This window comes from Flagellimonas chongwuensis, assembly GCF_013376415.1.
GTDB classification, from domain to species: Bacteria; Bacteroidota; Bacteroidia; order Flavobacteriales; family Flavobacteriaceae; genus Flagellimonas; species Flagellimonas chongwuensis.
The window spans coordinates 16,114-37,593 of sequence record NZ_WYET01000008.1 but is presented as its reverse complement, the minus strand read 5'-3'; the positions used below and the strand labels follow the sequence as shown (position 1 = coordinate 37,593).

Annotated in this window: 22 protein-coding genes; 5 read left to right on the top strand and 17 right to left on the bottom strand. The window is 40.9% G+C overall.

From position 1 onward, the window contains the following. Window positions 1-24 precede the first annotated feature (24 nt). From GUA46_RS14655 to recR, 11 genes are all read right to left on the bottom strand, one after another. A complete protein-coding gene (locus tag GUA46_RS14655; protein ID WP_176621120.1) occupies window positions 25-1,470 on the bottom strand; it encodes a DUF5018 domain-containing protein in 1,446 nt (481 codons plus the stop codon). A 47-nt stretch (window positions 1,471-1,517) separates the two neighbouring features. Continuing rightward, the gene (ftsY, locus tag GUA46_RS14650; protein ID WP_176621119.1) at window positions 1,518-2,477 is read right to left on the bottom strand and encodes a signal recognition particle-docking protein FtsY; all 960 of its coding nucleotides are present in this window, start codon (window positions 2,475-2,477) and stop codon (window positions 1,518-1,520) included. Window positions 2,478-2,645: 168 nt separating this feature from the next. Then, window positions 2,646-2,798, bottom strand: a complete 153-nt coding sequence (locus GUA46_RS14645; RefSeq protein ID WP_108245252.1) for a DUF4295 domain-containing protein — start codon at window positions 2,796-2,798, stop codon at window positions 2,646-2,648. Between the two features lie 37 nt (window positions 2,799-2,835). Continuing rightward, complete coding sequence (rpmG, locus tag GUA46_RS14640; protein WP_100817574.1) at window positions 2,836-3,018, bottom strand: 50S ribosomal protein L33; 183 nt, start codon at window positions 3,016-3,018, stop codon at window positions 2,836-2,838. Window positions 3,019-3,046: 28 nt separating this feature from the next. After that, a complete protein-coding gene (gene rpmB, locus GUA46_RS14635; RefSeq protein WP_108245253.1) occupies window positions 3,047-3,274 on the bottom strand; it encodes a 50S ribosomal protein L28 in 228 nt (75 codons plus the stop codon). 74 nt (window positions 3,275-3,348) lie between these two features. After that, window positions 3,349-4,599: a competence/damage-inducible protein A gene (locus GUA46_RS14630; RefSeq protein ID WP_176621118.1), complete on the bottom strand. Its 1,251-nt coding sequence runs from the start codon at window positions 4,597-4,599 to the stop codon at window positions 3,349-3,351. After that, entirely contained in the window at window positions 4,600-4,938 is a 339-nt protein-coding gene (locus GUA46_RS14625; protein WP_108245255.1) for an Hpt domain-containing protein, read from the bottom strand. Further along, a complete protein-coding gene (locus GUA46_RS14620) occupies window positions 4,938-5,549 on the bottom strand; it encodes a fumarylacetoacetate hydrolase family protein (RefSeq protein ID WP_176621117.1) in 612 nt (203 codons plus the stop codon). Before GUA46_RS14620 ends, GUA46_RS14625 begins: the two co-directional genes overlap by 1 nt. Before the next feature lie 32 nt (window positions 5,550-5,581). After that, complete coding sequence (locus tag GUA46_RS14615; RefSeq protein ID WP_176621116.1) at window positions 5,582-6,355, bottom strand: 3'-5' exonuclease; 774 nt, start codon at window positions 6,353-6,355, stop codon at window positions 5,582-5,584. A gap of 70 nt (window positions 6,356-6,425) precedes the next feature. Then, a complete protein-coding gene (locus GUA46_RS14610; RefSeq protein WP_176621115.1) occupies window positions 6,426-7,790 on the bottom strand; it encodes a dihydrolipoamide acetyltransferase family protein in 1,365 nt (454 codons plus the stop codon). Between the two features lie 79 nt (window positions 7,791-7,869). Continuing rightward, on the bottom strand, window positions 7,870-8,490 hold the full coding sequence (recR, locus tag GUA46_RS14605; protein ID WP_176621114.1) for a recombination mediator RecR: 621 nt from the start codon (window positions 8,488-8,490) through the stop codon (window positions 7,870-7,872). 76 nt (window positions 8,491-8,566) lie between these two features. Here recR and GUA46_RS14600 point away from each other — a divergent pair, with 76 nt between their 5' ends. After that, window positions 8,567-10,054 (top strand): sodium:solute symporter, encoded by a 1,488-nt coding sequence (locus tag GUA46_RS14600; RefSeq protein WP_176621113.1) that lies wholly within the window; start codon window positions 8,567-8,569, stop codon window positions 10,052-10,054. Here the strand turns inward: GUA46_RS14600 and GUA46_RS14595 are convergent. Continuing rightward, a complete protein-coding gene (locus GUA46_RS14595) occupies window positions 10,038-10,397 on the bottom strand; it encodes a CoA-binding protein (RefSeq protein ID WP_176621112.1) in 360 nt (119 codons plus the stop codon). The genes GUA46_RS14600 and GUA46_RS14595 overlap by 17 nt on opposite strands. 351 nt (window positions 10,398-10,748) lie before the next feature. Between GUA46_RS14595 and GUA46_RS14590 the strand changes: the two genes are divergently transcribed. After that, window positions 10,749-13,199, top strand: coding sequence for a TonB-dependent receptor (locus tag GUA46_RS14590; protein ID WP_176621111.1), 2,451 nt, complete (start codon window positions 10,749-10,751; stop codon window positions 13,197-13,199). A 115-nt stretch (window positions 13,200-13,314) separates the two neighbouring features. On the opposite strand, the gene GUA46_RS14585 is transcribed toward GUA46_RS14590, so the two are convergent. The 3 genes from GUA46_RS14585 to GUA46_RS14575 form a co-directional block, all read right to left on the bottom strand. After that, a complete protein-coding gene (locus GUA46_RS14585) occupies window positions 13,315-14,325 on the bottom strand; it encodes a 3-oxoacyl-ACP synthase III family protein (RefSeq protein WP_176621110.1) in 1,011 nt (336 codons plus the stop codon). A gap of 95 nt (window positions 14,326-14,420) precedes the next feature. Next, a complete protein-coding gene (locus tag GUA46_RS14580) occupies window positions 14,421-15,731 on the bottom strand; it encodes an ABC1 kinase family protein (protein ID WP_176621109.1) in 1,311 nt (436 codons plus the stop codon). Window positions 15,732-15,736: 5 nt separating this feature from the next. Next, a complete protein-coding gene (locus GUA46_RS14575) occupies window positions 15,737-16,393 on the bottom strand; it encodes a TetR family transcriptional regulator C-terminal domain-containing protein (protein WP_176621108.1) in 657 nt (218 codons plus the stop codon). A gap of 323 nt (window positions 16,394-16,716) precedes the next feature. Here GUA46_RS14575 and htpG point away from each other — a divergent pair, with 323 nt between their 5' ends. The 3 genes from htpG (at window position 16,717) to GUA46_RS14560 (ending at window position 20,400) form a co-directional block, all read left to right on the top strand. After that, window positions 16,717-18,603: a molecular chaperone HtpG gene (htpG, locus tag GUA46_RS14570; protein ID WP_176621107.1), complete on the top strand. Its 1,887-nt coding sequence runs from the start codon at window positions 16,717-16,719 to the stop codon at window positions 18,601-18,603. A gap of 94 nt (window positions 18,604-18,697) precedes the next feature. Continuing rightward, on the top strand, window positions 18,698-20,038 hold the full coding sequence (locus tag GUA46_RS14565; RefSeq protein ID WP_176621106.1) for a hypothetical protein: 1,341 nt from the start codon (window positions 18,698-18,700) through the stop codon (window positions 20,036-20,038). Between the two features lie 5 nt (window positions 20,039-20,043). Next, on the top strand, window positions 20,044-20,400 hold the full coding sequence (locus GUA46_RS14560) for a DoxX family protein (protein ID WP_176621105.1): 357 nt from the start codon (window positions 20,044-20,046) through the stop codon (window positions 20,398-20,400). Here the strand turns inward: GUA46_RS14560 and GUA46_RS14555 are convergent. Beyond that, on the bottom strand, window positions 20,397-20,807 hold the full coding sequence (locus GUA46_RS14555) for a hypothetical protein (RefSeq protein ID WP_176621104.1): 411 nt from the start codon (window positions 20,805-20,807) through the stop codon (window positions 20,397-20,399). The two genes, GUA46_RS14560 and GUA46_RS14555, sit on opposite strands and share 4 nt — an antisense overlap. Next, window positions 20,791-21,378 (bottom strand): RNA polymerase sigma factor, encoded by a 588-nt coding sequence (locus GUA46_RS14550; protein ID WP_176621103.1) that lies wholly within the window; start codon window positions 21,376-21,378, stop codon window positions 20,791-20,793. Before GUA46_RS14550 ends, GUA46_RS14555 begins: the two co-directional genes overlap by 17 nt. Between the last annotated feature and the right edge of the window lie 102 nt (window positions 21,379-21,480).

Sequence of the window (21,480 nt, the reverse complement as noted above, 5' to 3'; positions counted from 1 at the left end):
TAAAAATATATCAAGAACAGGAAATTACTTTTTACCAGACAAACTATAATTAAAGTGCCATGGATGTTCGTACCATAGGTCCCATTCTTCCTCCAAATTGGTCTCAAATGCTGCTCTTGATTGTCCTGAAAACCCAGTTTGCCCACATTCCTCTCCAGCAATGCTCTCATTATAGCCAATAGAACCCGTGTTAACACCAAGTTCTCCGCCATTCACCAAGTGCCATGTATAAAAGTATGGTCTGTTTGCTTTCATATAAACCTTTGTAGATGTCAAGTCGAAATACACCCACCCACCTCTATAGGTCGGGGGAACAGTAACAGATGTTGTACCCAGTATAGTTCCATTCTCATCGCGGATATCCAGTTGCACTTCCAGATCTTGGTCATAATATGTACCCCCTTGGTAATAAGCAAAACCTCTATCAAACAGGACTCCGAATGTATCCGGGTTTAAATCTTCAGATAGCTGTAAAATCTGGCCCGTACCCACATTCCTATCGTATGGTCCATGCTCAAAATCCGGATTATCCCTATCGTCCCCACCAAACCACTTGCTCGCATTTGATTCAGAACATCTCACTTCAAAATCAATATCCATAACCTCAAAACCTACCTCATAGGAACTCTCCTCTCCATTTTCTGCTATCACCTTATAAACAACCGGACTAGTATAATCATTTACATCTATAGGATTGGGTGAGATTGTGGCAAAATCCGAAATTTCTATATCCAATGAAATATTATCAGTTTGCATAAAGGATGGCAGTCGTTGAAAAAACTCCCCCTCACTTACCTTATTAACCACAATATCATTAAAATCAGCCTTTGCACTAATTCCCAAAATAGCATTTTCAGAAGACAGCTCCCTAATGATGTCCACTGAATATTCGTTGGTTTCCCCGTTTTCCGCCGTCACGACAAAAATAAATGTATCTGTAATCGAAGTAATAGATTCCGGAGCAGGTTCTATGGTTGCCCCATCGGAAATTTCAATTTCCAACACAATATCCTCCAATAATATATGACTTGGAACCATACCTTCGATTATAGCGCTCCCTACGTTTGGAGAAAAGGAAAAATCACCTTTCCTTAACTCAAAGGACGTTATAAAATTTTGTGAGTAAAGCTGTCTTTCAATATCCAATGTATACTCCCGTTTAGAACCATTCTCTGCGGTAACAGTAAAAACTACTGGATTAAGCAAAGAAGTTATTGAACTTGGAGCAGGATCAATTTTAGCCCCCTGTGAAATCTCCACCTCAAGCTTGACCGGCTCTAAACTAAACTCACTAGGTAAATCTGCTGAAATTGAACTGGTTCCTATTGTAGCTTTATACTCAATACCTGTATTTTTAACAACAAAAGATGTAATGAAGTTTTCGGCACTAAGAATTTTGTCATCACTTTCTGAGCTGCACGAAATACATATCAGGAAGAGTAAGCAAGGAAAAAAGGTTTTTTTTTGCATGGTTGGTTCTGGTAATGGATTTCACCCGAACACAACGTTACGAACTTTTATTCATATTTAAAAAATGAATCGACAAACTCATATTTATTGAACACCTGAAGGTCTTCAATACCCTCTCCTACACCAATATATTTTACCGGAATCTGAAACTGGTCGGAAATACCAATGACCACGCCCCCTTTTGCAGTTCCGTCCAATTTGGTCACCGCCAAACTGCTCACTTCAGTAGCCTTGGTAAATTGCTTGGCTTGCTCAAATGCATTTTGTCCGGTAGAGCCATCAAGTACCAATAGTACTTCATGGGGTGCATCGGGAACTACTTTTTGCATTACCCGTTTTACCTTGGACAGTTCGTTCATTAAATTGACCTTGTTGTGTAAACGACCTGCCGTATCCACTAGCACCACATCAGCATTTTCGGCCACTGCAGAATTTAGCGTATCAAAGGCAACAGAAGCGGGATCGCTTCCCATTTTTTGTTTGACAATAGGTACATCCACACGTTTTGCCCAAACTTCCAATTGATCAATAGCCGCCGCACGGAAGGTATCGGCGGCACCCAAGACAACCTTCAAACCACTAGCCTTGAATTTATGGGCCAACTTACCAATCGTGGTTGTTTTACCGACCCCATTTACACCTACCACCATAATTACATATGGTTTTTTGTCCTTGGGAACAGCAATCTCGGTGTCCTCCCCGGAATTGGTCTCCGATAGCAAACCTGCAATCTCTTCACGAAGAATGGTATTGAGCTCGTCAGTGCCCATGTATTTGTCGCGAGACACACGCACTTCAATGCGCTCGATGATTTTTAGAGTAGTATTTACGCCCACATCGGAAGTAACCAAGACCTCTTCCAGATTGTCGAGCACCTCATCATCTACCTTTGACTTACCTGCTACGGCCTTGCCCAGTTTACCAAAAAAGCTGGTTTTGGACTTCTCAAGACCCTTATCCAAGGTCTCCTTTTTATCCTTTGAAAATATATTTTTGAATAAGCTCATCCTGTGTTCTTTGAGAATGGTCAAAGATAGGAAAGTAAGGGGAGTTTTGTTAACAGAAAATTCCTTTGATATGCCTTATCGCCGCCAAGTTGAAGCATCCAACAGAATTATGGGAATAAAAAAAGCCGCTAAAAAGCGGCCCTAGTATTGTTAACAAGGAGATTTTCCTTATTTGCTGTTCAACCAGTCATTCACCATTTCCGGTGCCATTACAGACTCTACGAAAGTGTAGGCTCCTGTTTTTGGAGATTTTACCATTTTGATGGCTTTTGTCAATCTCTTGGATGATGACTGAAGTGTTGCTACTGTTTTCTTTGCCATGGCTTATATTTTTTGCCCTTTACTTAGTAAAAAGCTATTACTTAATTTCTTTATGAACGGTCATACGCTTAAGGATAGGATTGTATTTTTTGATTTCCATCCTATCTGGCGTGTTCTTTTTGTTCTTTGTGGTAATGTATCTAGAAGTACCTGGCATACCAGATTCTTTGTGTTCTGTACACTCTAAAATTACCTGAACCCTATTTCCTTTCTTTGCCATTGTATTGTACTTAAAATGCTTTTACAACTTACTTTTTGGAATTGATTTCCTTCAAGACAGCAGAGATTCCTTTTTTGTTGATGATTTTCAACCCACGGGCAGATACGTTCAAGGTCACCCAACGATCTTCCTCTGGAATATAAAACCTCTTCTTGGAGATATTTGAATCAAATCTCCTTTTTGTCTTATTGATAGAAAAGGAAACGTTGTTTCCAAACATCACCTTTTTTCCTGTTACTTCACAAACTTTAGACATCTCCCTAACTATTTGAGTGATTTTATTGAGGCTGCAAATTTATACCATTTTACTGGGACGTACAAAATTCTTTTTCAGAAATTTAAAATTTCTTTATACAATAGCTCAAAAGCCTTGTTAACGGACTTTTTTACGACCCTGTCACGATGCTTTCCCATCACAAATTTATGGGCAAAAGTACCTTTTGGAGTACCAATTCCTATATATACGGTTCCAACCTCGGCATCGGAATCGCCTTTGGTGGGTCCTGCATTACCTGTCGTAGCTATGGAGAAATCGGTTCCCAACTTATTTTTTACGCCATTTGCCATGGCAATCGCCACCTCTTCACTAACCACGGAATGTTCGTCGATAAGTTCTCGTGGAACCCCCAGAACATTTATCTTGGCCTCGGTGGCATAGCACACCATACTCCCTTTAAAGTAGGCGGATGCTCCGGGAACGGAGGTGATTCGTTCCGCTATGCTTCCCCCTGTAAAACTTTCGGCGGTGGACAAGGTCATTTTTTTATCGGTAAGCAATGTGCCTATCTGTTTTTCGACTCTTCCATCTTCCTCCTCTTCCCCGTAGATAATCTCTCCAATAATAGGGTAAAGTTTTTTTACCTGTTCTTCTATTCCAGCGAGCAACGCATCTTTATCCTCCCCTTTTGCCGAAAGACGAAGCCTTACACTACCAATGTTCGGGAGATAGGCAAACTTGATAAATGGCGGCAAATTGTTTTCCCAATCCTCAAGCTTTTCGGCAATCGCACTCTCACCCATTCCGTAAGTTAGAATAGTCTTGTGGACAATATGAGGTCGCTTGTACTCTTCTATGATTTTGGGCAAAACGGCAGAGGTCATTAGATTTTTCATCTCGTACGGCACCCCGGGAAGGGAAATAAATGCAGTTTCGCCCTTTTTCATCCAAATGCCCGGTGCTGTTCCGAACTCGTTATGGAGCACGGTCGCTTTTGAAGGTACCATGGCCTGCTCTCTGTTCAAATCCGAAATAGGGGTTGTAATATATTTTTTGAAAAGCTCTTCTATATGATGCAGCACCGAATCGTCCTGAATCAGTTCATCATCAAAAAATTCACAAAGGGTATGCTTGGTAACATCATCCTTTGTAGGGCCAAGACCACCCGTAATGATTACCACTGAAGACCGCTCGCCTGCTTCTTTTAGAGACCTTAATATGTGGTGTTTGTCATCCTGTATGGATGTTATTTGATAAACAGAGACCCCAATCCTATTCAGTTCTTTGGAAATAAACGCTGAATTGGTATCTACAATCTGACCTATGAGAATCTCATCCCCAATGGTGATTATCTCCGCTTGCATCTATAAATCAAAGTCGTTTTTAAGTTCAGAGACCACTTGGAGCACATCTTTTTTCAACAAAGGAAACTTTTGTTCTATTTCCTCCATGCTACCGGTCGCCTTACCGAGTGTTTCTATTTCCAAGGCCTTTGCCCTTGTTTGCTCCATACCCAAAATATCCACATTGGGTTTAATTTTATGGGCCAACTTATATATGTTTTCATAGTCCTTGCTGCCTATAGCCTTTTCCAGGCTTTCTAGGTCTTCAGGAACTTCTTCTAAAAAAACGGAGATTACCGAGGTTATGAAATCCTCATCACCTTCCGCCATTTCATTTATTTTATCAAGGTTGTAAATCATTATTTTACATTAATATCAAACATTTGCTCACCTTCCAATCTACCGACAAGGTAGTCATTTGGGCTTACTTTACCAACACCGGCAGGGGTACCCGTAAAGATGATGTCTCCCTTTTTCAGCATGAAGTAGGTGGATACATGGGCTATGATTTCATCTATATTCCACAGCATCAACGAAGTATTTCCATCTTGGACGATTTCATTATTTTTTGACAATGAAAATTTAAGGTTGTCCATATCTTTAAACTTATCCTTGGGCAGCCATTTTCCAACTACGGCAGCACCATCAAACCCTTTGGCCTTTTCCCAGGGCAATCCTTTGGATTTTAATTTGGATTGAAGGTCTCTCGCCGTAAAATCTATGCCCAGCCCAACTTCATCATAATATTTATGGGCAAATTCTTTGGAAATATGCTTTCCCACTTTTTTGATTTTCACCAAGACTTCCACCTCGTAGTGCACATCGTGGGAAAATTCAGGAATGTAGAAATCCTGTTCTTTGGGCAAAATGGCGGAATCGGGCTTTATAAAAACGACCGGCTCGTCCGGACGTTCATTGCTCAATTCATTTATGTGATCTACATAATTACGTCCTATACAAATCAGTTTCATAATTTGCTGATGGGGTTAACGTGTTGTTTATCTTAAAATTTATTATTGAGCTTGCTCAACTTTATCTGGGTAAGAACTTTTTTGGTGTACAGCGGAAAGTCGGCGTTCAATATCCAGCCAAAGTAGCCAGGTTCTTTCTCCATAACCTCTTCCACGGTTTTCCCATTATGCTTTCCAAAGGCAAAGATCGGTTCTTGGTTTTCGTTGAGGCCGATAAAGCCTGCAAAATCCAAATTTTGTCTTCTGGTGGTGAACTCTGATAGTTTTTTAATATCGTTCTCGAGTTCTGGATAGCGTTCCAACTGTGCCAGTAAAACCTCGTAGGTTGCTAAGGTATCAGCTTCCGCACTGTGCGCATCGTCCAAATTCTTGTCACAATAAAACTTGTAGGCTGCTTCGAGCGTACGTTTTTCCATTTTATGAAAGATGGTCTGCACATCAACAGATACCATGCTTTTCATATCAAAATCAACATCGGCACGGAGCATCTCCTCGGCCAGCAAGGGAATATCGAACCTATCGGAATTAAATCCTCCAAGGTCACTATCGCGAATCATCGCATAAATTTCTTTGGACAACTGCTTAAACGTGGGCTCGTTGGCCACTTTTTCATCCGAAATACCATGAATGGCCTCGGATTCTGCGGGAATGGGCATCTCCGGGTTTACCAACCATGTTCTGCTTTCTTTATTCCCATTGGGAAAAACCTTCAGGATGGAAATTTCTACAATCCTATCTTTTGCAACATTGGTCCCGGTGGTCTCCAAGTCAAAAAAACAGATAGGTTTGGATAGCTGTAATTGCATGTAGGTGTTTTAATAAGGTTCTCTTGGCTTCTAAATTAAGAATAGTGAGAGGAAAACGGGCAGTTTTCCGCTATATTTCCCTATTTATATCCCAAGCCTCCAAATAATCGGCCACTGCCTTTACGAACATTCCGCCCAAAGCACCGTTCACCACTCGATGGTCGTAGCTGTGCGATAGGTACATTTTACTGCGGATACCAATATATTCACCTTGATCGGTCTCAATTACAGATGGTATTTTTCTAATGGCTCCTAAAGCCAAGATTCCAACTTGTGGCTGATTGATGATCGGCGTACCAAAAACACTCCCGAAGGAACCAACATTGGTTACCGTGTACGTACCATCTTTTACCTCATCGGGTTTTAATTTATTGTTTCTTGCTCTATCGGCAAGGTCGTTCACTGTTTTTGCCATACCCACTAAATTGAGCTGGTCGGCATTTTTGATTACGGGCACAATTAAATTACCATCGGGCAGGGCGGCTGCCATCCCCAAATTGATGTTCTTCTTTTTGATGACCTGATCTCCATCCAAAGAAATGTTCATCAAAGGATATTTTTTGAGGGCCATGGCCACAGCTTCCATAAATATGGGTGTAAAGGTCAATTTTTCACCTTCTCGCTGTTGGAAAGTGTTCTTTACTTTATTTCTCCAGTTCACCACATTGGTCACGTCCACCTCCACAAAACTCTGAACGTGGGCGGAGGTTGATATGCTCTCAATCATATGATGGGCAATCAATTTGCCCATGCGGGTCAACGGAATGACCTCATCTCCTGCTCCGACCTGAACCTTTGGGCCTTGGGGCTTGCTCGCAACCGTCTCTTTTGACGCTGAAGGCACTTCGGCTTTTTCTATTTTAGCTTGCGGTGTTGCTTCAGCTTCTTTTTTGACCTGACTTCCATTAGAACGATTCTCCAAGTAGGCCATAATATCGTTTTTGGTCACCCTGCCCTCCTTACCTGTTCCGGCAAGGGCTTCGAGTTCATCCATGGAAACGCCCTCTTCTTTGGCAATGTTCTTCACCAAAGGGGAGTAAAACCGGTCTGAACCAGAAAAATCGGGCACAGATGTGGAGACGGACTCCTTTACACTGGCCATTTGTGTCTCCAATTCCTGTGCCGCCGGCACTTCAACAGGCTTCTCTTCTACTTCTTTTTCTGTACTTTCCTCCACTGGAGTGTCAACTTCACCTTCAATTTGAATCACGGCGACAACTTCACCAACCTTTATCACATCATCTACATCGAACCGCTTTTCTACCAAAACTCCATCCACTTCACTAGGAACTTCGGAATCCACTTTGTCCGTGGCAATTTCAAAGATGGCCTCGTCCATCTCTATGGTGTCTCCCACTTCCTTTAACCAGTTGGTCAAGGTAGCTTCTGCGACACTTTCTCCCATTTGCGGTAATTTCAATTCAAATTTTGACATATTCGTATTTATCAAAGTGATTTTGATTTGTATTTTACAAAAATACTAAAGAAATCGACTTATTTTTGATTTATGTTTATTAATTCGCTTTAATAGAATTTTCAAAAGGTACTCTATTGATTATACTTCTGCCCAAAGTTACCTCATCTGCATACTCCAATTCATCGCCCACCGAAATTCCTCTAGCAATGGTGGAAGTGGTCACTTCCAAACCTTCCAATTGTTTGTAAATATAAAAATTAGTGGTATCTCCTTCCATCGTGGAACTTAAGGCCAAAATCAATTCTTTTATGGTTCCGTCCTTTACTTTTTTCACCAGTGACCCAATATTTAGGTCTTGTGGCCCTACGCCCTCCATGGGAGAGATTTTACCTCCCAACACATGGTACAATCCGTTATATTGAGATGTATTTTCAATGGCCATTACATCCCTAATATCTTCCACTACGCACACCAAGGTTTCGTCCCTTTTGGGGTTGGCACAAATTTCACATACCTCCGTATCGGAAATATTGTGGCAATTTTTGCAAAAGTTGACCTCGCTTCTCAATTTAAGGAGTGCATTCGCCAAATGCTCCGACCGCTCTTCTGGTTGCTTTAAAAGGTGCAGCACCAAGCGCAAAGCCGTTCTTTTACCAATCCCTGGCAGTTGCGACATCTCGTAAACAGCATTTTCCAGTAGCTTCGATGAAAATTCCATAGCATCAATTCTCCTACAAAATTACGATTTTAGAGTTACCAATTTACTTTCGTACTTTGCAAATCAAATTGCATATATGTCAGCCACACAAATCCTGTTGCTTATCGGCGCCTATTTCTTGGTGCTTATATTGATTTCTTACTTTACCGGAAAAAACGATTCCAACGCCGATTTTTTTAAGGCGGGGAAACAATCGCCATGGTATGTGGTGGCCTTTGGAATGGTCGGGGCCTCGTTATCGGGGGTCACCTTTATATCGGTACCGGGCTGGGTACAGGATAGCCAATTCAGTTACATGCAGGTGATCTTGGGATATCTGGTAGGCTATTTTGTGGTGGCCTTTGTGCTGCTTCCCCTATACTACAGATTGAACCTCACCTCTATTTACGAGTATTTAAATGACCGTTTCGGAAAAATGAGCCACAGGACCGGTGCATTTTTCTTCTTTATATCGAGAGTTTTGGGTGCAGCTTTCCGATTGTACTTGGTAGCCATTGTGCTACAACAATTTGTTTTTGACAACCTAGGGGTCCGTTTTGAATTTACCGTGGTCATCTCCATTTTGTTGATTTGGCTGTATACCAATAAAGGCGGCATTAAAACAATCGTATGGACAGATACCTTGCAAACGCTTTTTATGATTTTGGCAGTGGTATTGTCCATTGTGATGATCAATCAAGAACTCGGTTGGAGCTTTGGGGAATTCCTTGCCTCCGAAGAGCTGAAAAATTATAATGATTTTTTGGTGATAGAGAGTTTTTTGGATAGAAATTATTTTATCAAATCCTTTGTGGGCGGCATGTTCATAACCATTTGCATGACGGGTCTTGACCAAGATATGATGCAAAAGAACCTTACCTGCAAATCCTTGAAAGAAGCCCAGAAAAATATGGTCTCATTTAGTTTTGTACTAGTGATATCCACATTTTTGTTCATGCTTTTGGGAGCATTGCTCTTTATTTATGCCAAAAGGGAAGGTATTGGGCTTCCATTGATGGACGGTACCCCCAAGACCGACCTTCTTTTTCCTGAAATTGCACTGAACAGTGGATTGGGGCTAGCACTTTCTATCACTTTTATGCTCGGTCTCATCGCCGCGGCCTACAGTAGTGCGGACAGTGCGCTTACTTCCTTGACAACTTCTTTCTGTGTGGATTTCCTAAACGTTCAAAACAAAGAGGACAAAGAACAAAAACGTATCAGAAAGCGCACCCATATTGCCATGAGCTTTACTCTTGTTATTGTTATCATTGCATTTAAGTATATTCTTAGCAGCAATGTGATAGATAGCTTGCTTACGGTTGCCGGTTACACTTATGGCCCACTACTGGGTCTTTTTGCCTTTGGCATTTTCACCAAACACAAAATCAAGGACAGTTATGTCTGGATAGTGGCTTTATTATCGGTGATTGCCATAGTTTTTATAGCCAATATGCCCTCCGAATTTTTGGGAGGCTATCAAGTTGGCTATGAATTGTTACCGTTAAACGGATTGCTAACTTTTATAGGTTTATGGTTAATTCGTGAAAAAAATTCGGCTCCTTACGTTAATACTGTCCAGTAGCAAGCAGCACCAAAGTACAGGCGACCTCAACCTCAATGCCAGCATTTTCAAGGATTTCATAAAACTCCGGGTTTTCGGTTCCGGGGTTAAATATGACCCTTCGAGGTTTTAAATCAACAAGTTGTTGGTAGTATTCTTTTTGATTTTTTGGACCTAAATATAAAGTTACGGTATCAATATTTTGAAAATCAACTAAGTTGTCTTTAATTTGTACCCCTGATACAGTTCCCCCACGTATCCCAAATGCGGTTGTTTCAATATTATTGTCAACCAGCCTACGAATAGCTGTGTTACTGTATCTTCCTGGGTTTGTAGAAGCCCCTATAACAAGTGTTTTTTGCATTTGTTAATTTTTGTGTTAAATTCTTATATAGACTGTAATTTTTCACATATAAATTCGTCTATTTTTTATAACTTAAAGTCATTGGTAAGACTGTATTTTTATAGTTAATGGTTAGTGTTTAGTATAGCTTATCAATGTATAACCCCGGTACTCGTTACCGGGGTTTCTTCTTTTATAGCGTTATATCATTAGTCTCTAATAGAAGCCTGCCTTACAAAGTTGAGACAATTCAGAATGCTTTATTGTTAAAGGATGTTAAATTAAGTTTTTGCCTGTAACATTCCCGAACCTACGGCGTCTTAAGAGTGACATCAATCATCAATCAATCATCAATCAAAAAACGAACTACTCATGAGACATGTGAGCTTTCTAGTTGCACTATTGCTGTGCATGACGTCCCCTTTTTCAACTTTTGCCAATAATCCAAACGATGCCCTGGGCGTCATCAATGGTAAGGTCATCGACGAAATTTCCAACGAACCTGTAGCTTATGCTGCTGTTGTCATCAAATCTGAAGATGGTTCCCAGACCATTACTGGTGGAATTACCACAGAAGATGGAAGTTTTGAAATCAACAAACTGCCCGACGGTACGTTTGTTTTTGAAGTACAGTACATTGGTTACAAAACGTATTCTCAAAAATTAGTGATCGCGAAGGGCAAACGGACCCTTGATTTGGGCACCGTAACCCTAGTTGAAGAAACCAAAGAACTCGAAGGTGTGGAGCTGGTAGCGGAACGCACTACAATTGAACAACGCGTAGACCGCAAAGTAATCAATGTTGGTAAAGATTTGACCACTGCAGGCGCCTCAGCTTCCGACATTATGAACAATATTCCATCCGTAAACGTGGATTCCCAAACTGGCGACATTACACTTAGGGGAAACTCGAATGTACGGGTCATGGTCGACGGAAAATTGTCTAACGTTCCCGTAGCCCAGCTGCTCAAGCAGATTCCATCAACTGCCATTAAATCCATAGAACTGATTACCAATCCATCCGCCAAGTACAATCCCGAAGGAATGAGCGGCATCATCAATATTGTATTGCACAAAAATGCAAACATTGGTTTTAATGGAAACGTCAACCTTGGACTAACTAAAGGAATCGAGGCGAAGTTCAATAGTTCTATTGACATGAACTACCGTAATGGGAAGTTTAACTTCTATGGGAATTATGGCAACAATATTGGCAAATGGGTAAATGATGGAAGCATTCTTCGTGTAGACGAAAACTCACGCCAAAAGTTTGACTTTTTCAACAATAACAAGTCGCACCTGTACAAATTGGGAGTGGATTTTTACCTGAACGATAAAAACACCATTTCCTTTTTTACCAATCAAAATATCTATGAAGGTGAAGGAACAGGAGAGACTGCTGTTTCATATTTTAATAATCCTTCGCGAAACGTGACGCAATTGTTCCTGGACGACTCCAACAATAGCAGTGAGCAATATAATTTCGACTATAAACTCGATTTTAATAAGGAAGGCCACAACATAGAACTGGAAATAGACCACAACCTGTTCGACAGTGAACAGGATGCAGATTTTAGGTCTGTCGGCGCCTCAACCTATCCAGATTATATGGATTTTGTGGACACCGAGCGTACCCAGACCACTGCCAATTTGGATTATGTGAATCCGCTAGACAGTATTTCCAAATTGGAACTTGGCCTTCAATCCAGGAATTTTGAGACCATTGTGGATTATTCTTCCACTGGGCAATCTTTTAATTCCAATGGAGATTTGGTACCTACGCCCTCCACTAAATTTGTGTACGACATGGATATTTATTCGGCCTACGCAACTTTTGGACAGACCTACAAAAAATGGTCCTACCAAATGGGCGTGCGCATAGAGGATGTTCAAGTTAAAGCTGACACCAATTCCGTAAGGGCCTTTACCGATAACTATACAGAAATATACCCTTCAGCATTTGTTACCTACAGACCAAACGAAAGCGACCAACTCCAGTTGAGCTATAGCAGACGTGTGGACAGACCGGGGCTACAACAGGTAAACCCCATCCGTGAGTTTGCAACGCCTTTGATCTCTTCTTTTGGAAACCCAAATTTGGTACCACAGTTCACCAATTCTTATGAAGCAAACTACACCAAAAGAATAAAAAATGGAAGTATTACCGGAGGTGTTTTCTATAGAAGCATAACAGATGAAATCAACCGTGCCATCTATGTGGACCGCTTGGACTTGAACAAGACCATTCTGACCTTTGATAATTTTGACAAAACATCTGCCTACGGGGTTGAACTCTCCACCAATTACAAACCTTTGAAATGGTGGAACATTAATGGAAGTTTTGACCTGTTCTCGCAAACCCAAAGAGGGTTGACAGAAACATTGAACACCACGGACCCGGAACCCAGTGAAGAAGATATTGTGGCGCAACGGGTAAAAGTGGACAATACGGCTTGGAACCTGAGAATGAACAACAGCTTTACCGTTACCAAGGCATTAACGCTACAAGCTTTCGGTTTTTACCGTGGAAGAAATAAAAGTATACAGTTCAATGCCGACCCGATGTATTTTGTGAATTTGGGTGCTCGCTACAGTTTTGCTGAAGGCAAGGGCACATTGAGCCTTAATTACAATGACATTTTCAATACCATGCGATTTGCTTTCGAGGGCGATTATCCTTACGCGCAAGAAGGAGCCTTTAATTGGGAAAGCAACAATCTGTACCTAGGTCTTTCATATAGATTTGGAAGCGGTAAAAACCAAGCAAAGCAGCGTAAACGCAGGGACAGCAATACCAAACAAGGTGGAGGCGGAATCCTTTAAAATATATTGATGCTTCATATTCGAGTGTTGGTTGGTTATCTTATGTTAGCATCAATCAAAAACCCCGATCCGTTTGGATCGGGGTTTTATATTTAATTGTATAAATGTCGATTGTCTACCATCTTATGATTACACTGCCCCAAGTAAAACCACTACCGAAGGCCGCAAGCACCACCAAATCACCTTCTTTGATTTTTCCAGCCTCCCAAGCCTCTGTCAATGCAATGGGTATGGAAGCCGCCGTGGTGTTACCGTACTTCATGATATTATTGAATACTTGGTCATCCTTCAATTTAAACTTGTTCTGGATGAAATGGGAGATTCTTAGGTTGGCCTGATGTGGAATCAACATATCAATATCCGTCGGTGCCAAATTATTTTTACCAAGCCCTTCCATAATCACCTCACTGAATCGAACCACCGCATTTTTAAAAACGAACTGTCCGTTCATATGAGGATAATAAGAGGTATCCTCTGGGTCTTTATCTTCGATAATGTCAGTCACCCAACGTTTGCCCATCCCGGGAGCGATTAGCGAAAGTTCCTCTGCATGCTGTCCTTCCGAATGTAAATGGGTAGAAAGAATTCCTTTGGAGTTATCCTCTTCTCTGGTAAGAACGGCAGCTCCTGCACCATCACCAAAAATAACGGATACCCCCCTGCCCCTTGTGGTCATATCCAGACCACGGGAATGCAGCTCGGAACCGATGACCAGTACGTTTTTGTACATACCGGTTTTAATATATTGGTCGGCCACGGAAATCCCGTAAACAAAACCGGAACACTGGTTTCTCACATCCAGGGCACCAACGGTTCTTTTTAGACCCAGATCACGCTGCACCAATACACCGGGCCCAGGGAAATAATAATCGGGGCTAAGGGTCGCGAAAACAATAAAGTCAATATCATCCTTATCGATACCCGCACGCTCGATGGCCCTTTTAGCGGCCTCCACTCCCATTGAGGTCGTGGTTTCAGTATCTTTTATTACATGACGCCGTTCCTTAATCCCTGTACGTTCTTGAATCCATTCATCATTTGTATCCATCACTTTTGACAAATCGTCATTAGTGACTACATTTTCAGGGACATAAAATCCCAATCCTGCTATTTTTGAATTGTACATTGCAAAGGCTTTACTATTGAATCTTTAAAAAACTCTCGGCTAATTAACGGAAAATTAAAAAATATATCCAAAGAACTGGATATTTATTAAGTCTTTTAGTCGATGTATCGCTCAAAATGGTTCACATTCACCTTGGCTTTAAGGTCGTGTAGCAGATTGTAAAGTCCAAAAAATGTGCGGTTTATGTACAAAAAGTGTTTGGACCCCCTGTTTCCGTTCATCTTTCGGATTTGTTCGTCTTTGGAGTATCGTTCACTTAGGTTGGCAATCTTGGACCAAAAACCTTCATCACCAAAATCAAAAGTCTCTTTATGGAAAGGCGATGTGAAAATGGTGAGCATTTCTTTGAAAAGCGCTTTAAAAAACTTGAGTTCTTCTTCAGAATCGGTAGATGTCAAGATTTCCAGTTTGTACAACTTTTCCATGAAGATTTTATCATTATTGATGTTCTCTTCCTTGGCCAACTCAAAATACGGTACATAAAAATCATCTGGAATCTGCTTGATGCAACCAAAATCTATGGCTATCAACTTACCGCTTTCACTTACCAAAAAATTACCGGGATGCGGGTCTGCGTGCACCCTTCGCAATTTATGAATCTGGAACATGTAAAAGTCCCAAAGGGCTTGCCCAAGGGTATTCCCAAGTTCAGCATCGAAGTCCGTTCTGGTAAATTCGCCGAGGTGGGTTCCCTCCATCCAATCCATGGTCAAGATACGCTCACTTGACAGCTCTCGGTAATATTTTGGAAACTCCATATTTGGAATCACGGAACAGGCCGTTGTAATCTCATGGCTTTGCTCCAACTCCAAAATATAATTGGTCTCCTCGATAAGCTTATGTTCGACTTCCTTAAAATACTTCTCGGAATCCTTCCCTTTCAGATTGAACATTTTAATGGCCACAGGCTTCACCAAGGCCAAATCACTACTGATGCTTTCAGCAACACCCGGATATTGTATTTTGACCGCCAATTTTTTACCATCCTTTTCTGCACGGTGCACCTGACCTATACTAGCGGCATTCACGGAATCCCTTTCAAACTCATCAAAAATATCCTCAGGATATTTGTCCAGATATTTTTTGAAGGTCTTGCGGACCAAAGGTGCAGACAACGGGGGCACGGAAAATTGGGAAAGGGAAAACTTTTCCACATAGGCCCTTGGCAGCAAGTTCTTCTCCATACTGAGCATTTGGGCCACTTTAAGCGCACTACCCTTTAGACTTTTTAGTCCATCATAAATATCCTCCGCATTGTCTTGGTCCAACGTATCTTTGGAGGTTTGCGGGTCAACCAGTTTTTTACCGTAATATTTTACATAGTTGCCACCAATCTTTACACCAGTTTTTACCAGCTTGCCCGCTCTTTCAATTTTCCCCGTGGGAATGGTATCCAAACTTTTCATCTATCCTAAGCGAATTTTTCCTTGTAAAGAAACTTTCCAAAATCAACTATTTTTTCCAGTGGAGTGGTCTCGAAAATTTGAAATATAGTGGTGACGGATTTTTCAATGGCGATGTCGGTCTTTTCCAAACCAGGGGAGCCATCTTCCATCCAGAATTTTAGAATAAACAAGAACTGTAACCAAGCACCTTCGGCAAACAATGGAGCATTGTATTTAAAGATTTTGTGCTGCTTTTCATCGTTCCGTTCTTCAATAAGTGTGGAGGCGAAGTCTTTGAACCTTTTGCGAAGGCCTTTTAGTTGCTTTAATCCTTCCAAGGAATATTTGTGCTCTTTCATTATAAAGAGTACATAGCTCCTGTTCAGTGTCAGGTTTTCAAAAAAGGTAAAGAAAAAGGTCAACATTTTTTCCTCGTTGGTCATGGATGCATACTGCTTGTTCTTCAGCATCAACCCATAGCTGTTATCAAAAAATTTGTTCCAGATAATTTGTTGTAAGGACTCGAACGAACCAAAGAATCCATAAAACTCCTCTTCCTTGATATCATTTGCTTTACAAAACTTAAACACCGAGCTCGGTACCTTTTCATGTTCCAAAACAGATTCCATGAACAAGCTAATGATTTTATCCTCGGTAATTTTGGGTTTAGTCGTCTTTGCCATTTTAGTATGTTTTTGAAGTGTTACAAGGTTAGTATTTTACAATTTACTTTTTAAAGAAAATGCACTTCCTGGCGAAAGTGCATTTTCACAACCTAACCAATAAATAAACAAACTTGTTATAGTAATACTATTTCATAGCAATTTTTATCCTATAACACTGTAAATATACTAATTCTGTTTAATCTTTTTCAAAATTAAATAAACAAAATTATGTTAAAATCTTGTAGACCAGTTAAAACCTCAATAAAATGTCAGTTTGTCAGATTTTGCACTATGGTATTTTTTTTGACTCATCAGCTGTAAAAAGAATAAAAAACAAAACGATGGCTACAGGTAAAATCAATGTTTCAGTAGAGAACATTTTCCCCTTGATCAAGAAATTTTTATACAGTGATCACGAAATTTTCTTGAGGGAACTTATCTCCAACGCTACGGATGCAACCTTAAAATTAAAGCACTTAACTTCTATAGGGGAAGCAACGGTCGAGTACGGCAACCCGATTATCGAGGTCAAGGTGGACAAGGACAACAAACGCATCCATATTATAGACCAAGGAATCGGGATGACAGAGGACGAGGTGAAAAAGTACATTAATGAGGTTGCTTTTTCCGGTGCCGAGGAATTTTTGGATAAATACAAGGATGCAGGTAAAGATGCCGGAATCATCGGGCATTTTGGTCTTGGTTTCTACTCAGCGTTCATGGTAGCGGAGAAAGTGGAGATTATTTCAAAAAGCCACAAAGAAGAACCTGCGGTACATTGGACTTGCGATGGTTCTCCCGAGTTTACCATTGAACCAAGTGACAAAACTGAAAGGGGAACGGAAATTATCCTTCACATAGCAGAGGATTCCACCGAGTTTTTGGAAAAGTCAAGAATCCGTGAGCTTTTGGTGAAGTACAACAAGTTCATGCCAATTCCAATCAAGTTCGGAACAAAAACGGAAACGCTTCCCAAACCAGAAGATGCCAAAGAGGACGACCCGGCGCCGACTCAGGAAGTGGATGACATCATCAACAATCCAAATCCAGCTTGGACCAAGCAACCTGCAGATTTGGAAGAAGCAGATTACAAAAGTTTTTACAGGGAACTTTACCCTATGCAGTTCGAGGAGCCTTTGTTCCATATCCATTTAAACGTGGATTATCCGTTCAACTTAACGGGTATCTTATATTTCCCTAAGTTGACGAACGACCTCAGCATTCAAAAAGACAAAATCCAATTGTACCAGAACCAAGTGTTCGTAACGGACAATGTGGAAGGCATTGTTCCCGAATTCTTGACGATGTTAAAAGGTGTCATCGATTCTCCGGACATCCCGCTCAACGTTTCAAGGTCATACCTTCAGGCTGATGGCGCGGTGAAGAAAATTTCTTCGTACATCACCCGAAAAGTAGCCGATAAGCTAAGTTCGCTTTTCAAGAACAACCGTGAGGATTTTGAACAGAAGTGGAACGACATCAAAGTGGTTATTGAGTATGGAATGCTCTCCGAGGACAAATTTTTCGAAAAAGCGGACAAATTTGCACTTTACCCAACAATTGATGGCAATTTCTACACTTTTGAAGAGCTAGAAGCCAAAATCAAGGACAATCAGACCGACAAGGACGATAAATTGGTAGTGCTTTATGCCTCGGATAAGGACGCTCAGCACAGTTATATTGAGGCTGCCAAGAAAAAAGGATACGAAATCCTCTTGTTGGACTCCCCGATTGTTTCCCATTTGATGCAAAAGTTGGAAACCTCCAAAGAAAACCTGTCTTTTGTTCGAGTAGATGCGGACCATGTGGACAACCTTATCAAAAAAGAGGATACGGCTATTTCCAAATTGTCCGATGAGGAAAAAGACAGCCTAAAGGCTGATTTAGAAAAAGTAATTTCCGATAAAGGATATACCATTCAATTGGAGGCCATGGAAAGCAGTGCTTCCCCGTTCATAATAACCGAGCCAGAATTTATGCGCAGAATGAAAGAAATGCAGCGTACTGGTGGTGGTGGCATGTTCGGAATGGGAAATATGCCCGACATGTACAACCTTATCGTGAATACCAATCACGAATTGGTAAGTGAAATACTAAATACCAAGACCGCTAAAAAGCGTGAAAGACTGATCAATCAGTCGTTGGATTTGGCACGTCTATCCAAAGGATTGCTGAAAGGTGAAGAGCTCACCAACTTTATCGCAAGAAGCTATGAGATGATCAAATAGTCTTGGTTTTTTTTAATCAACAACGCAAAACCGCTCATTTAGAGCGGTTTTTGCATTTTATGCCTATATTGGATGTACAAACCGATCAAAGACCGTGGGCGCGAACAACGATTATAATAGTCCCTCATTTAAAAAACTGCTGGACTCCCTGCAACAACAAAGCTGGGAACTTGAACTTATTATTTCGGGTTTTGCCATTTTTGGATTGTTCACCGCATATGAACCGCTCCGTATTGAGACGGTGAATGCTGAGAACGAACAGCAAATTTATCGCTTCGTAGTATACCTCATCCTTCAAATTTCGTGTTCCATACTATTGTTCAACCTATTGCTGCACGTAATCCTTCGTGGACTTTGGATAGGATCTCTTGGATTACGGTACGTTTCCGGTGATATAGAGTTTGAAAAGCTTCGCTATTCGGAACGCTTCACCAAATACCTTCAAAAACGCATCGTCTCTTTTGACCGGTACATTGCCAATCTAGAGAATTATTGCAGTGTACTCTTTGCCATTTCGTTCTTGTTGATTTTCTACGTGCTGGCCATGACGATGATTATCCTATCGATTGTTTTGGTGGCCAATTTTGTTATTGAAAGTGATTATCTCCCGGAAGGACTTTCCAGTATTCTAGGGGTTGTGCTCATTGTTTTCATTATTACGGGCATGACCTTAACCTTTCTAGATTTTTTGACGCAGGGGTGGCTCAAAAAGAAGAAATGGACATCCAAGATCTACTTTCCCATCTATTGGGTTTTTAGTTTTCTGACACTTTCATTTTTATACAGGCCCTTGGTCTATAATTTTCTGGACAATCGTTTTGGAAGAAGACTTATTTTACTACTGGTGCCCATTTATATTGCGATATTAATGATAACCAGTTTGGAATATCGTAACTCCAACTATCTGGACAAGGACCAACAATCTTCAAGTACTTTTGCCAATAAGGAAAACTATGCGGACATGCTTACGGAAGATGGTGATTTTCCAGGAAAGATGGTTATTCCATCCAAGGTAATCACTAAACCCTTTTTACAAGTATTTGTACCCTTTTCTGATAATTTGGAGAACCGGATTTTTGCCTATAATGATTCCTTGACCCCCGAGATTGATAGGCGTGGACTATCCACGAGTATGAAGGTAACTACCAACTGGAGCGACCAGATTACCAGTGCACGCCAAAAAGACAGCATCCGAAAGATGTACCTCAGGACCTTTAATGAAACCCATGCTTTCCGAATTGATAGCTTGGATATGGACGAGGATTTTATCCTTACCACGGGAATAAACAATATCCTAGGATTCGAAACTTACCTTAACCTCGCTGATCTCGAAGAGGGAAAACACCTTTTAAGGCTCAGACGAAAAAGAAAGGAAAAAGATAAGGTTAAGACCGTTACAGATGTTATCTTACCGTTTTGGTATTTTAAAAACTAGGATTTATGGCCCCATGGCATCTTTACGTAATGGCCGGAATGTACATTTTTGCCGGCGTGATGCATTTTATAAAACCTAAAATGTATATGCGCATTATGCCCATGTACCTACCCAACCATAGGCTTTTGGTATACTTGAGCGGAATCGCCGAAATGGTTTTGGGTATAGGTGTCTGCTTCGATGCCACCCGAAAACTGAGCACCTTTGGCATTATTTTAATGCTGGGTGTTTTTCTTTTGGTACATTTTTACATGCTTTCGGGCGAAAAAGCATCCGCTGGTATCCCAAAATGGATTTTGATTCTACGGGTTCCCCTACAATTCTTTTTAATGTATTGGGCGTATTACTATGCGTATCTCTAGAAAATACTTTTATCCAAATATCTTTTAAGCCAAGGCACCTGTACAAAAAACATAAGTCCCAAACACAGGAAAGCATACACGGTAACTTTGGAAAATGTAAAACCTTTCACCCATCCCCAATCGGTATGGAACCAAGATTCCATGTTCAAGTTTTTGAACCAACCCTGCCCATTATCCACATCCAGTTGTGAACCCAGTAGAAACAGGAGGGCAACAAAAGAAACAAAAGCCAAGGACAAAGTTCTGCCCGATAGTATGGGTTTGTATTCAAAAACTTGCTGCGGTGCTTCAACCTCAAGTTTTTGCATCACATTTTTGGTAAAATCGGCAGAAGGAGACTCCAGCGGAGCTTCTTCCATGACCTTATTTACAAATGCTTCCAGTTTTTTATCATCCAATTGATCCATTGCTCTGCAATATTTCTTTGTTCAAACTCTTTTCCATAATACTGGCCAATCGTTTTCTGGCCCTGAACAACCTCACCTTTAATGTATTCACAGGGAGGTTGGTCGCCTTTTCCATCTCCAACAGGTTCTTTTCCTCAAGATAAAACAAAGTAAGGATACCTGCATCCTCTTCCGATAATCTGGATAGACATTGCTCTATCAATTGGCTTCGCTCTATCGCTACCATTTTATGAAACGCTGTATCCAACTCGGCATAATCTATCTTGTCCGCATGTTCCATATCCAAATGGATTCGCTTCTTTTTTATTTTTTTGATCCTGTCCAAACACGTATTGTATGTAATCCGATATACCCAAGTGGACAATTTTGAATCACCCTTAAAACTGGGCAAGGACTTATATACCTTAATAAATACGTCTTGCGATACTTCCTCGGCCTCCTCCCTATGGCCCAACATTCTTAAAGAAAGAGTGAAGACCATATCCTTATAACTGTCCACCAAATCCGAGAACGCGCGGGTATTCCCCCTGCGTATTTCCGAGATCATTTGATTTTCCTTGTTGGTCAGCATCGTTCATTGGACGTTGGAAGTACCGTTTGGGTTACACAAAAAATTATTTTTATAAAATTATGTAACCTAATCGAAAAAACCGTCGTCATAGCTTATGAACAA